This window comes from Rhodococcus sp. BP-316, assembly GCF_019836105.1.
Lineage (GTDB): Bacteria > Actinomycetota > Actinomycetes > Mycobacteriales > Mycobacteriaceae > Rhodococcoides.
In genome coordinates this window covers 103,650-116,021 of record NZ_JABUEE010000002.1, presented here as the reverse complement: position 1 = coordinate 116,021, position 12,372 = coordinate 103,650, and the positions used below count along the sequence as shown (strand labels likewise).

Genomic DNA, 12,372 nt, shown 5'->3' with positions numbered 1-12,372 from the left:
TCAGCGGGCGCCGGGAGTCAGCCGGGGTGCCGTCAGCTCAGAGCAGCGACGAGCCGATCCGCCAATGCCTTGGTCGATGCCGGGTTCTGGCCGGTGTAGACGGTGCGGTCGACGATGACGTGGGGCGACCAGGCATCCGCCGCCGAGAAGCTCGCTCCACCGTCGCGCAGACGGGTCTCGAGCAGCCAGGGCGCCTTGTCGGCCAGTCCGGCCTGCTCCTCCTCCTGGTTGGTGAAGCCCGTGAGCTGGTAGCCGGAGAAGGGCCAGCTGCCGTCGTCGCGCTTCGCCGACAGCAGCGCGGCGGGTGCGTGGCACACGGCCGACACGATCTTGCCCGAGTCGAGGAACTCGGTGACCAGGGCGCCGAAGTCGTCCGACACCGCGAGGTCCTCCATCGGACCGTGGCCACCGGGGACGAAGACCGCGTCGAAGGACGACGCCGTCTGATCCTCGAGGCGCGCGGGTGACGCGAGCACGTCCTTCACCGACTCCAGGTACGACTTCAGATCGGCGACCTTCGCCTCGTCGCCGCCGTTCGCCTCGACGGCCAGCGATCCCTCGTCGACGGTCGGGGTCACACCACCGGGCGTCGCGACGACGATGTCCCAGCCGGCCTCGGTGAAGGTCCGGTGCGACTCGACGAGCTCCTCCGCCCAGTACCCGGTGGGGTGCGCGGTTCCGTCCTTCAGCGTCCAGTGATCCGATCCGGTGACCACGTACAGAAGCTTCGTCATGCGGTGATGTCCGTTCGTCGAGGGGTACTTGCCGTCATGGTGTACCCGTCCGCGCCGCACTGACCCGGGAACGGATGAAGCTCACCGGTCGTTGGGGGAGTAAAGCCCGTCACACCACACTCTGCGAGGTACACCATGAGCGGTAAAGGACAGTTCGGTTTCGATCCCGAGGACTTCGAGCGCGTCGCTCGCGAAGCGGGCGAGGGCCTGCGGGACATGCTGGGCCAGGCCATGAAGATGGCCGATCAGTCGGGCGGAGGCGCTCCGTGGGTCGGCATGTTCACGCCCGCCGCGACCAAGTCCACCCCGGAGCCGGAGACCACGGGTCAGAAGGGCGACGGGGTGTGGGCCGTCTACTCCGTCGACTCCGACGGGTCGGCGAGCGTCGATCAGGTCTTCGCGACCGAACTCGATGCTCTGCGTGCCCACCGGGACAACGTGGATCCGAATCGCAAGGTCCGCTTCCTTCCCTACGGTGTCTCGGTCGGGATCCTGTCGGCCGGTTCGGAGCTCTCCACCGAGGAGTGATCTCCTCCTGCTCGCACCGTGCACTTCCGGGCCGTGAACTTCTGGGCCGTGAACTTCTGGGGCATCACGCCGAGGAAGAAGTGCACCAGCGGGCCGATCGCGAGCGCGTACAGCACCGTCCCCACACCGGCCGTGCCGCCGAGGAGCCATCCGGTTCCCAGCACCGCGAGTTCGATGGCCGTGCGCACCAGGCGCACGGACAGTCCGGTCCGCGCGACGAGTCCTGTCATCAGGCCGTCGCGCGGACCCGCGCCCAGGCCGGCCGAGATGTAGGCCGCCGTGGCGAGTCCGTTGAGCACGACTCCTCCGGTGAGCAGCGCTGCGCGTGACGGGACCGAGGTGACATCGGGCAGCCAGTCCAGCGCGAGGTCGACGCTCACCGCGATGATGACGATGTTCGCGACGGTTCCGATGCCCGGCCGCTGACGCAACGGGATCCACAGCAGCAGCACCATCACGCCGGTCACCGCCGTGATCGCCCCGAAACTGATCGGGAGCCGTGCGGCCAGCCCCTGGTGGAACACGTCCCACGGGTTGAGCCCGAGACCACCGGTGATCATCATGGCCATCGACGTGCCGTAGAGCGTGAGGCCACCCACGAGCAGGGTGGTCCGGAGTGCGAGGTCGCGGGCGTTCATGTCTCGAGTCTGTCCGCCCGTCCACTGCTCGAGTCCAGTCCACCGACCGGCAGTGGACTGAATATCGGTCCTCGTACCGGAACCGGAGACGTGGGCGAGCGCGGCGCCTCAGCGCGAGTGAGCAGTCTGCCGCATCGGTCGCCACGTGCGGTTGCGGTAGTAGATACTGCACTCGATAACAACGAAACCGTTGGGGACGACTGAGATGTCACAGGGGGTTCCCGTCCATGCGAAGGACGACCTTGCCTGCGACACCCGAGCCGGACATGCGCAGTCCGGCCGCGCGCGCCGCGACCGACATCGCCCTCCTGACCGCCGCCGTCTTCATCGCGGCGATCATCGGAATCCATTCGCGGCCACCGGGACTTCTCGCCTCGGTGTGGGTGGCCAACGCGGTGGCGCTGAGCGTCTTCGTACGCTGGCCCCGCACCTTCACCGCGCCGGCGGCCGTCGCAGCGCTGCTCGCCCTCGTCACCGCGGACCTCGTCTCGGGTACCGACGTCTACGCTGCGGTCGCGTTCAATGTCGCGAACATCGTCGGGGTCCTCGGAGGCACGCTGGTGATCCGGCGGCGGCACCCCGAGCCGATGACCCTCGCGGGATCCGCGGACTTCGCCAGAATGTGCCTCGGCATCGTTGTCGCCGCCCTCCTGTCGACGACCGTCGCCACCCTCTCGAGCAGCCGGCTGGGACCGCACGCACCCGCCGTCGAGGCTCTGAGCTGGTTCGGATCCGAGCTCACGAGCTACCTGCTGATCGTCCCCGTCCTACTGTCCTTCCGCGCGTCTACGCCGCGCCGACGGACCGGCCCCGCCTCGCTCCGACGCCTGATCACGGGTGAGACGGCACCGATCGCGTTGACCGTCCTGCTGATGCTGGCCGGTCTCATCGTCCAGGGCCCGTTGCTGCTCGCGCTGCCGCTGCCCGCGCTGCTCTGGTGCGCCACCCGCATCCCCATCTTCGGCACCGCGCTGCTCACCGCACTGTGGTCCGCATGGACGCTGCTCTTCCTCGGACGCGGGGAACTCCAGACCGGTGGGTTGCTGGGCGCGGACGGCCAGGACGGCGCCTCCGCGGTGCTGTCCGTCGCGTTGGTCGCACTCGGACCGCTGCTGGTCGCCGCCGTGTCGCTGGACCGGATGGCCGTGCAGAACAAGCTCCGCGAGGCCCTCGAGTACGACAGTCTCACCGGCGTCCTCTCCCGCGCCGCCTTCCTGCGACGGAGCCAGCAGCGCCTCGACACCCTCATCACCGACTCGCGGCCGGTCGCGCTGCTCATGCTCGACCTCGACCACTTCAAGTCCATCAACGACACGCTCGGCCACGCCGTGGGCGACATCGCGTTGGTCCGCAGCGCCGCCTGCATCCTCGGTGCCCTACCGGACGACGCGATCGCCGGGCGCATGGGCGGTGAGGAGTTCGCAATCCTCCTCCCGCACGCGGATCAGGAGGACGCCGCCTCCATCGCCGACTCGATCCGCCGCGATCACGAACGGCTGCACGTACTCTCGTCGCGCACGGCGACGGTGAGCATAGGGTTGGCCTGGACGAGCTACGCCCCGCAGTCCGTCTCGCCGCTGCTCGTGTCCGCGGATCATGCGCTGTACGACGCGAAGCGACGCGGCCGGAACACGGTGGTCGCGGTCAGCCTCGACTGACCGACGTCAGGCGGCGACCTGCCATGGTTGCTCGCGGCGCCCCACCGCCCACACGACCACGAGGATCACCGCGAACAACGCGGCCACGAGCACCAGTGTCGCCACCACACCCGAATGCAACACCACCACGGTGCCCAGGATCGCACCGAGGAACATGGCGACGACGGAGGAGAGCCGACGCAGTACAGCCGCCCCGTCCCGTTTTCGGAGATCGGACCCGATGCCGGTGAGGGCCATCGTCAGCACGGTGGTGGTCATGTCCGGGACGGCGAGATGCCGCACCGCCGCGTTCTGCAGCCCCAGGCCCAGCGCTAGCAGCACGACGATGACGTATCCGCGGCCGGGACCGTCCACCATGAGGATCGCGGCGATCAGCGACGCGAGCGCGAGGACGAGCTCGACCCCGAGTGCGTTGCGCAGCAGATGATCTCGTCGACCACCGGCCCGCGTGATCAGTGTTCCACCGACCATCGCGCCCACCAGGAATCCGACCAGGGCGAGCACCGAGCCCCACAACGAGAAACCGGGCGCCCCGCCCAGTGCGAAACCGATGAACACGACGTTGCCCGTCATGTTGGCCACGAACACTCGACCGAGAGCCAGCAGGCTGAGCGCGTCGATCGCACCGGTGACGACCGTGACGGCCAGCAGGATCATCGGTAGCGGCCCGTGGCGGGGATGCGCGACGTAGTCCGAGAAGCCATGTGTGGTCACGGCCACGCATTCTGCCCCAGCAGCGCGGATACAGTCGGGTGATGACCACCTCGAGCAGGACCCTGACCGCGGCGGACGGCACGCTGAACGTCCACACCGGGGTGACCGGTCGAGCGTCGAAGATGGGGCACCGGCTGACCATCGCGTTCCGCGACTGGAGCGTCACCGTCGACGAGTCGGACGGCGCTCCGACGGCCGTCACGGTTCGGGTCCGCGTCGACTCCATGGAGGTCGTCAGTGGCGAGGGCGGCGTCACACCGATGTTCGGCCCCGAGAAGATGCTCGCGCGGTCCAACGCCCTCGGCACGCTGGACGCGTCGGACCATCCCGAGATCCGCTACGACGCGACCACCGTCGAGTCGACGAAGGACGGCTACCGTCTCGACGGCACGCTGACGATCCACGGCGTGACACGCGAGCACACCGTCGACCTTTCGGTCTCCACCTCCGACGGGACCACGCACGTCGCCTTCGACGCGGTGGTGACGCAGACGGACTTCGGCGTGAAGCCCTACTCCCAGCTGCTCGGATCGATGAAGGTCGTCGACGACGTCGACGTGTCCTTCTCCGCCTCGATCTCCTTGCCGGCCTCGGCGGACTAGCCGCGCGCCATGTCGACGAAGCGCGACAGGTGCAACTGGTGCGCCACCGTGATGGTGGCCGTGGGTCCGTTGCGGTGCTTGCCGAGGATCAGGTCGGCTTCGCCGCCGCGGGGATCGTCGCGCTCGGTCGCATCCGGACGGTAGAGCAGGATGACCATGTCGGCGTCCTGCTCGAGCGAGCCGGACTCACGCAGGTCGGAGACCATCGGCTTCTTGTCCGTGCGCTGCTCGGGACCACGGTTGAGCTGACAGATGGCGACCACCGGAACCATGAGCTCCTTGGCCAACAGCTTCAGCGATCGCGAGAAGTCCGAGACCTCCTGCTGACGCGACTCCACCTTCTTGCCGGACGACATCAGCTGCAGGTAGTCGATGACGATGAGCTTGAGATCGTGTCGCTGCTTCAGTCGCCGCGCCTTGGCGCGGATCTCCATCATGGTGAGGTTGGGGGAGTCGTCGACGAAGAGTGGTGCCTCGCTGATCTCGCTCATCCTGCGGGCGAGGCGGGTCCAGTCGTCGTCCGTCATCTTTCCCGAGCGCATGTCGCCGAGCTTGATCTTGGCCTCGGCGGAGAGGAGACGCATGACGATCTCGGTGCGGCTCATCTCGAGCGAGAACATGACGCTGGCCATGCCGTGCTTGATGGAGCACGAGCGCATGAAATCCATTCCGAGAGTGGAGTTGTGTGTCGGCACCATCGAACGACCGGCGAGATAGAGGTGGTCCGTGTTATCGACCTCGACACATCTGACCGGCACCGAGTCGACGCGACGAACGTCGACGATGAAGCGACTCGAAGACCTGGACACATTCGACGAGGCACGACGCTCTTTGTGCAGCAACTGCTTTCGATGCAGACCGAAGACCACATCATCGGTCGAGAAGGTGAGTGTGAACGCCGTCGACGACGCCTCGGTGCGTCCTGCCACCCTCTTCGTCGATCGATGTACTCGGTACCCCAGACTGACGATGAGTTCCTCGACGTCGAGTGCCAGTCGCTCATTGGTGACACTGAACTGCGCGGATCCGCCTGCCGTGACGGTCCCGTCGGTGTCCAGCAGGCCGGCGAGTACAGCTCGCCGCTGCGACTCCGACGACCTGAGGTACTCCATGGGAATGTGCTTGTTGTTCAACACACCGAGTGTTCGGAGGCGAGCTTGCACCGTCCCCGTGGCGTTTCGGCACTTCTGGCACATCCGAAGTCCGGTGCACAGCTCACCGCAGAGCGGGCACAGCGGCTGATCCACCACGTCATCCTGGAAACGAGCCCGGCCACCGCATGAACGGCCGCAGGTACGCACCTGAGAAGAGAACGGCACGAAGCGTTTTCCGCACACCGTACAGAACTTGGCCGGTACAGGTTCGGGTGCGGGAAGCTGAATCGAGTATCGCAACTCAGCTGCTGCGGATCGAACGGCCACCAACCCCTCACCTTCGATCCGAGCAATGATCTCGGGATCGTCGGAGGTGATCTGCGCGCAAGCGCTGGTGCCGTCCCCCAACCACGCGCCCAGCGTGTAGGGAGGGACGGAAAGGACCGCGTCCGGACGCTGGATCGGCTTCGCGTTGGTCACCGAGTGATTCAGTCGAGCGTCCTTGGTCGCGCACCTGACCGAACCGGCGATCTGCTCGGTGGTTCGCACCTCGGCGAACGTTCCTTGGTTCTTGGTCCTGTTGTATCGAGCAGCCGCAGCCTGCGCCGACTTTCGCGATGCGCGGGTATCCGTGAGCCACTGATGCTCCGCGTCGGCCACGATGACCGTGCCGTCGGAGAACTCGACCTCGTAACACGGCCTACCGACCATCACGTCGGTCGCAGCGACGACCCGAGTCGCAGATCCGGACGCATCGATGAGATGGTCCCCGACCTCGACTTCACCCATCGTCGTCCACCCAGTGGGCGTCGCCAACGGCGTGTCGAGGGCGAGCGCCTTGCCCACACCAGGCCTCGCCGCGACGATGATCATCTGGCCCGGGTGCAGACCGTTGGTCACCTCGTCGAGCTCGGTGAAGCCGGTGGGGACACCGTTCGACATGCCGCCGCGGCTGGCGATGGAGTCGATCTCGTCCATCGTGGGCTGCAGCAGTTCCTCGAGCTGGACGAAGTCCTCCGCGGTACGCCGCTCGGTGACCTCGTACACCTCGGCCTGAGCCCGGTCGACGACTTCGGACACGTCCTGACCGTCCGCGCCCGCGTAGCCGAACTGGACGATGCGCGTACCGGCCTCGACGAGGCGACGCAGGATCGCCTTCTCGACGACGATCTCGGCGTAGAACGACGCGTTGGCCGCCGTGGGGACCGTCTGCGTCAGCGTGACGAGGTAGGGCGGGCCGCCGATGCGCTTGAGCTCGCCGCGCCGTTCGAGCTCCGCGGAGACGGTGACCGGGTCGGCGGGGTCGCCGCGGCCGTACAGATCGAGGATGGCGTCGTAGACCATCTGGTGGGCCGGGCGGTAGAAGTCGCCGGGACGCAGAACCTCCAGGACGTCCGCGATGGCGTCCTTGCTGAGCAGCATGCCGCCCAGAACGGACTGCTCGGCAGCCATGTCCTGAGGGGGCTGACGACCGAAGTCCTCACCGGGCGCCTCGGACGGCCCCTGGTAGTCGTTCGTTCCCCGATCGTCCACGACTGCCACAGAAGTTCGCCGCCCTCTCGCTCGACCGAAGCTCGCCCCCGGAGATCTCGTCCGTCCTCGGCCGTGTCGGCCGAGTCCGTGCTCACCACGTTGTACCCCCGGCCTCCGACACGGTCCGAACAGGTGACTGCACGCGCGTGCGCGAGCGGCTGTCCGGCGGTCGACGAGGCCCGTCGATGGTGTGCCGGAGGGACGTTAGGTGCTCGGTCCGCCAGCACCAAACGAGCCTGTTGAGCAATCTGTGGACGGGGTGTGGACAACGCAGGCGAGTCGTGTTGACCACCTGTGCAGAACCTGTGCAGCAACAAGATCACACAGCCCATCAGTGCACGTCAGGGCGATTTCGCAATTTTTCTCTCTGTGGATGAATCCGCACTCGGCGTGTCCTGCCGACTTGACATGTCGGGCGTGTCAGGTCTCCATGGCTGGAGTTATCAACATGACCTGGGTCACATGTCGGTATCCGCCGGTGAAACCGCCGAGTGATTCTGATCCGGTCCGGATAACAGCCGCCGGACACGCGACGGGGCGCCGCGATGCAGTGCATCGCGGCGCCCCGTGGAGACCCTGGTCAGTTCTGCGCTTGCTCCTGATCGAGCTCGGTGACCGAGGCCGCGTCGACGAGCACGACCCGCGCCGTGGGAATGTCGAAGAAGAGTCCGACCACCTTGAGCCTCCCCTCGGCGACCGCCTTGCCCACCACGGCGTGACGCGACAGGGTCTGCAGTTGTACTGCCACGTTCACCATGGCGAGCTGGTCGATCTCGGAGAACCCCAGCTCCGCGGCATCCCGCGCGACGGGGTGGCCACTCCGGAACGCACTGAGGCTCGCCCGGCCGTGCGAGAGCCACTCACCCACCACCCCGTCGGCGTCGTGAGCGTCCGCGAGCAGCCCCCGCATGGCTCCACATCCGGAGTGGCCGCAGACCACGACGGAACTGATGGCGAGCGTGTTCACGCCGTACTCCAGAGCGGCCTCGAGCGACGTGTCCGGATCACCGACCGGGATCAGATTGCCCATGTTGCGGACGGTGAAGAGGTCTCCGGGTCCGGCGCTGGTGATCGTGTTCGGCAGCACGCGCGAGTCGACACAACTCAGGAAGAACGTGTCCGGGTCCTGGAACTCGCTCAGCTTCTCGAGGTGCGGGCGCATGGACGACGCGCTGCGACGGTGGTATTCCTCGACACCGGCCAGGACCGGCCGGAGCGCCGCCGGGGTGACGGCGTCGGCGGTGAACGGCCCGGAGTGGCTGTCGACGGTCTGCCATTGCGACCACGGCATGAACGTGCGCGCGGACAGCATGTGGGGCATGCGTCTCGGTGGCCCGGCCGTGGCCGACGCCATGTCCACGGCGCCGACCTCGTCGACGACGACGGTGCCGCCCGTCGCCTCGTACTGCTTCGTCCACTCGTGCAGCGCGTCGTACACCGCGTGGTCGAGGAAGTCGACGGTCAGCTCGATCGTCACGGATCGGCCGGCAGGAACGGACTGCAGCACCCGCGTGAGGCGAGGAAGCGACAGGAAGCTGAGCGATCCCTCCACCACGACGCGCCAGGAGTCCTCGGTGAGCTGCTCGGCACGCACCCGTGCCCACAGCACGCGGCGCAACACCAGCAGGACGGAGATGGCGAGCCCGATCAGCACACCCTCGAGCAGATTGAGGGTGACGACACCGACGACCGTCGCCGCGTACACCACCACGTCGCCGGTCTTCGTCGCCGAGCGTATGTCCGCGAGCTTGACCAGCTGCACACCGATCATGACGAGCAGACCTGCCAGTGCGGCGTAGGGGACCAGCTCGACCACACCGATGAACAGGACCGAGAAGATGAGAACCCAGACACCGTGCAGCACAGCCGAAGCGGGGGATCGGGCGCCGGATCGGACGTTGGTGGCGCTGCGCACGATGACGCCGGTGACGGGCAGTCCGCCGGCGACACCGGACACCATGTTGGCGGCGCCCTGACCCATGAGTTCGCGATCGAAGTTGGTGCGTCTGCCCGAGTGCATCTTGTCGATGGCGACGGCGGAGAGCAGACTCTCGACGCTCGCGATCAACGCGATGGTCAGCACACCGGTCGCGAACGCTGCCCACTGCCCGTCCGGGAATGCCGGCAACTCCACGGCCTCGATCAGGTTGCCGGGCAGATCGATTCGTTCGACGTTCATCGAGAAGGCCAGTGAGAGACCAGTTCCCGCGACCACGGCCACCAGCGGGCCGGGGACCTTACCGAGTGGGCCGGTGATGCGCGGCCACAGCAGCATCAGCGCAACGACCACGCCGCCGATGGCGACCGGCGCCGCCTCGGCGTTCAGGATCGACGAAGGCAGAGACGTGATGTTGGCGACGGCGGAACTCCGGCTCTCCCCACCGAGCAGCACGTGGATCTGCTGCAGCGCGATGGTGATACCGATACCGGCCAGCATCGCGTGCACCACCACCGGCGAGATGGCGAGCGCCTGGCGGGCGATACGGCTCAGACCCAGCACCACCTGTAGCACACCGGCGAACACCGTGATGAGACACGTGATGCGCCAACCGAACTGGTTCACCAACTCCGCCACCACCACGGTCAGGCCGGCGGCCGGCCCGCTCACCTGCAGCGGGGACCCACCCAGCGCACCGGCGAGGATGCCGCCGATGACGGCCGCGATGAGGCCCGCCATGACGGGAGCGCCGGAGGCCACCGCGATTCCGATGGAGAGCGGTACCGCCACCAGGAACACCACGAGAGACGCGGGCACGTCGTACCGGGCGACGCTCGCCAGCCGGTCGCGCGGTGTGGGGCTCGGGGCGGGTACGGGTGGTTCGGCGGGGGACGAGCGATCGAGTTGTGCAGTCACGGTGAAGCCTCCAGGCGGACACGGATGGTGTGGGTCTGTGCGGTTTCGTCGGTGCAGAACGCCCGGTCTCTCCTCGGGGCGCATCGTTGGTCAAGACATCTCGAAGAGTACGTAAAGGTTTCGGCGCACCCTCGGCGCCGGACGGTGCTCGGGCCGCGTCTGCTCCGAGGTTTGGGGACGGTGCCAGTGGACCCACCCGGAAACACTCACCGCGCACAGAATCACCACCTCGCCCACGCCGGAGGACGGCCGAGACAGGCAGGAAAAGAACGAACGCAAACGCAGAATGCCCCGGCCGAGAATCGGCCGGGGCAATCGGTACTGCGTGTCGGTGATGCTTACGAGGCGGTGACCTCGAGGTCGAACGACGCCGTCACATCGGGGTGCAGCGCCACGGTGATGCGGTGCGTTCCGGTGGACTTCACGTGCGACTTCGGCAGTTCGATGCTGCGCTTGTCGAGCACCGGGCCACCGGCGCTCTTGACGGCGGCGGCGACGTCGGCTGCGGTGACCGCACCGAAGAGCTTGCCCGAGCCGCCGGTTCGCACCGACAGCGTCACGGACGTCAGGCCCTCGATGGCCTGCTTGAGCTCGTTGGCGTGGTCCAGCCCGCGCACGGCGCGAGCTTCCTGGGCACGACGGATGCCCTCGACCTGCTTCTGCGCTCCGCGGGTGGCCGCAATGGCCAGTCCACGGGGCAGCAGGAAGTTACGTCCGTAGCCGTCCTTGACCTCGACGGTGTCTCCGGGTGCGCCGAGGTTGTCGACATCAGCGGTGAGGATGAGCTTCATGGTTACCTTTCCCCTTATCGCGCAGTCGCGGCGTAGGGCAGCAGTGCTACCTCACGCGAGTTCTTGACTGCGATGGCGATGTCCCGCTGGTGCTGGACGCAGTTGCCGGTGACACGACGAGCGCGGATCTTGCCGCGGTCGCTGACGTACTTACGCAGCAACGTCGTGTCCTTGTAGTCGATGGACGTGTTCTTTTCCTTGCAGAAGGCACAGACCTTCTTCTTGATCACCTTGTCGCGCAACGGCGGTTTAGGCATGGACAATCTCCGAATCTTGATTCACTGCATGTGTGGTGCGTACCGGATCAGAACGGCGGTTCGTCGTCGCCGCCGCCACGGGAGCCACCGAACGATCCCGATGCCTGCGGGGCACTGCCCCACGGATCGTCACCGCCCGAGCTGCCACCGGACGAACGGCTCGACGAGCCACCCGATCCACCGGAGGAACCACCGAACCCGCCGCCGCTGTTGCCGCCGCCTCCGCCGCTGCCGCGACTGACCTTGTTGACCTTGGCCGTCGCGTACCGCAGGGAGGGACCGACCTCGTCGACCTCGAGTTCGACGACAGTGCGCTTCTCGCCTTCACGCGTCTCGTAGGAACGCTGCCGCAACCGACCCGTCACGACGACTCGCGCACCGCGGGTGAGCGACTCCGCGACGTTCTCCGCAGCCTCGCGCCAGATGTTGCAGCGCATGAAGAGTGCGTCGCCGTCCTTCCATTCGTTGGACTGACGATCGAACGTGCGGGGCGTGGACGCGACGGTGAAGTTCGCGACCGCTGCACCTGCGGGGGTGAATCGGAGTTCGGGATCGGCCGTCAGGTTCCCGACGACGGTGATGACGGTTTCGCCTGCCATGATTCCTCTTTCTCGTGCCTTGTCAGCGCATGATCTTCTCGGTTGCCGTCAGCCTAGGGCGAGACGGTGACACGAGGGATCACTTGCCGCGGCGCAGAACCTTGGTGCGCAGCACCGATTCGTTCAGGCCGAGCTGGCGATCGAGCTCCGACACCGTGGCGGGCTCCGCGTTGATGTCGATCACCGCGTAGATGCCTTCGGCGTGCTTCTCGATCTCGTAGGCGAGACGGCGCTTTCCCCACACGTCGACCTTGTCGACCTTGCCGCCGTCCTTGCGGATGACGTTCAGGAACGTATCCAGCGACGGGGCGACCGTGCGCTCGTCGAGATTGGGGTCGAGGATGACCATCAGTTCGTAATGACGCATAAG

Annotated in this window: 12 protein-coding genes; 3 read left to right on the top strand and 9 right to left on the bottom strand. The window is 66.9% G+C overall.

Features of this window, described 5'->3' with window-relative positions; genetic code table 11:
• Positions 1-32: 32 nt before the first annotated feature.
• Positions 33-734 (bottom strand): type 1 glutamine amidotransferase domain-containing protein, encoded by a 702-nt coding sequence (locus HQ312_RS03880; protein ID WP_204869380.1) that lies wholly within the window; start codon positions 732-734, stop codon positions 33-35.
• Between the two features lie 135 nt (positions 735-869).
• On the opposite strand from HQ312_RS03880, the gene HQ312_RS03875 reads away from it, so the two are divergent.
• Positions 870-1,262 (top strand): hypothetical protein, encoded by a 393-nt coding sequence (locus HQ312_RS03875; RefSeq protein WP_027506026.1) that lies wholly within the window; start codon positions 870-872, stop codon positions 1,260-1,262.
• On the opposite strand, the gene HQ312_RS03870 is transcribed toward HQ312_RS03875, so the two are convergent.
• Positions 1,205-1,900 (bottom strand): YitT family protein, encoded by a 696-nt coding sequence (locus tag HQ312_RS03870; RefSeq protein WP_222637873.1) that lies wholly within the window; start codon positions 1,898-1,900, stop codon positions 1,205-1,207. The two genes, HQ312_RS03875 and HQ312_RS03870, sit on opposite strands and share 58 nt — an antisense overlap.
• Positions 1,901-2,142: 242 nt before the next feature.
• Here HQ312_RS03870 and HQ312_RS03865 point away from each other — a divergent pair, with 242 nt between their 5' ends.
• Positions 2,143-3,558, top strand: a complete 1,416-nt coding sequence (locus HQ312_RS03865; protein WP_222637872.1) for a diguanylate cyclase — start codon at positions 2,143-2,145, stop codon at positions 3,556-3,558.
• 6 nt (positions 3,559-3,564) lie between these two features.
• Here HQ312_RS03865 and HQ312_RS03860 read toward each other — a convergent pair whose 3' ends face one another.
• Positions 3,565-4,272, bottom strand: coding sequence for a YoaK family protein (locus HQ312_RS03860; RefSeq protein WP_222637871.1), 708 nt, complete (start codon positions 4,270-4,272; stop codon positions 3,565-3,567).
• Between the two features lie 41 nt (positions 4,273-4,313).
• Between HQ312_RS03860 and HQ312_RS03855 the strand changes: the two genes are divergently transcribed.
• A complete protein-coding gene (locus tag HQ312_RS03855) occupies positions 4,314-4,874 on the top strand; it encodes a YceI family protein (RefSeq protein ID WP_027506024.1) in 561 nt (186 codons plus the stop codon).
• On the opposite strand, the gene dnaB is transcribed toward HQ312_RS03855, so the two are convergent.
• From dnaB to rpsF, 6 genes are all read right to left on the bottom strand, one after another.
• Positions 4,871-7,510 (bottom strand): replicative DNA helicase, encoded by a 2,640-nt coding sequence (gene dnaB, locus HQ312_RS03850; protein WP_222637870.1) that lies wholly within the window; start codon positions 7,508-7,510, stop codon positions 4,871-4,873. The two genes, HQ312_RS03855 and dnaB, sit on opposite strands and share 4 nt — an antisense overlap.
• 571 nt (positions 7,511-8,081) lie before the next feature.
• On the bottom strand, positions 8,082-10,355 hold the full coding sequence (locus HQ312_RS03845; protein WP_373428244.1) for a SulP family inorganic anion transporter: 2,274 nt from the start codon (positions 10,353-10,355) through the stop codon (positions 8,082-8,084).
• Between the two features lie 338 nt (positions 10,356-10,693).
• Positions 10,694-11,146 (bottom strand): 50S ribosomal protein L9, encoded by a 453-nt coding sequence (rplI, locus tag HQ312_RS03840; RefSeq protein WP_027506022.1) that lies wholly within the window; start codon positions 11,144-11,146, stop codon positions 10,694-10,696.
• 14 nt (positions 11,147-11,160) lie between these two features.
• A complete protein-coding gene (gene rpsR, locus HQ312_RS03835) occupies positions 11,161-11,403 on the bottom strand; it encodes a 30S ribosomal protein S18 (RefSeq protein ID WP_027506021.1) in 243 nt (80 codons plus the stop codon).
• Between the two features lie 47 nt (positions 11,404-11,450).
• Positions 11,451-12,002, bottom strand: coding sequence for a single-stranded DNA-binding protein (locus HQ312_RS03830; protein ID WP_027506020.1), 552 nt, complete (start codon positions 12,000-12,002; stop codon positions 11,451-11,453).
• 79 nt (positions 12,003-12,081) lie between these two features.
• Positions 12,082-12,369, bottom strand: a complete 288-nt coding sequence (gene rpsF, locus HQ312_RS03825; RefSeq protein WP_027506019.1) for a 30S ribosomal protein S6 — start codon at positions 12,367-12,369, stop codon at positions 12,082-12,084.
• Between the last annotated feature and the right edge of the window lie 3 nt (positions 12,370-12,372).

Coding starts and splice junctions, on each gene's coding strand:
- HQ312_RS03880 (WP_204869380.1), bottom strand. CDS start 734: ATGACGAAGCTTCTGTACGTGGTCACCGGATCGGATCACTGGACGCTG.
- rpsR (WP_027506021.1), bottom strand. CDS start 11,403: ATGCCTAAACCGCCGTTGCGCGACAAGGTGATCAAGAAGAAGGTCTGT.
- HQ312_RS03830 (WP_027506020.1), bottom strand. CDS start 12,002: ATGGCAGGCGAAACCGTCATCACCGTCGTCGGGAACCTGACGGCCGAT.
- HQ312_RS03870 (WP_222637873.1), bottom strand. CDS start 1,900: ATGAACGCCCGCGACCTCGCACTCCGGACCACCCTGCTCGTGGGTGGC.
- rpsF (WP_027506019.1), bottom strand. CDS start 12,369: ATGCGTCATTACGAACTGATGGTCATCCTCGACCCCAATCTCGACGAG.
- rplI (WP_027506022.1), bottom strand. CDS start 11,146: ATGAAGCTCATCCTCACCGCTGATGTCGACAACCTCGGCGCACCCGGA.
- HQ312_RS03875 (WP_027506026.1), top strand. CDS start 870: ATGAGCGGTAAAGGACAGTTCGGTTTCGATCCCGAGGACTTCGAGCGC.
- HQ312_RS03855 (WP_027506024.1), top strand. CDS start 4,314: ATGACCACCTCGAGCAGGACCCTGACCGCGGCGGACGGCACGCTGAAC.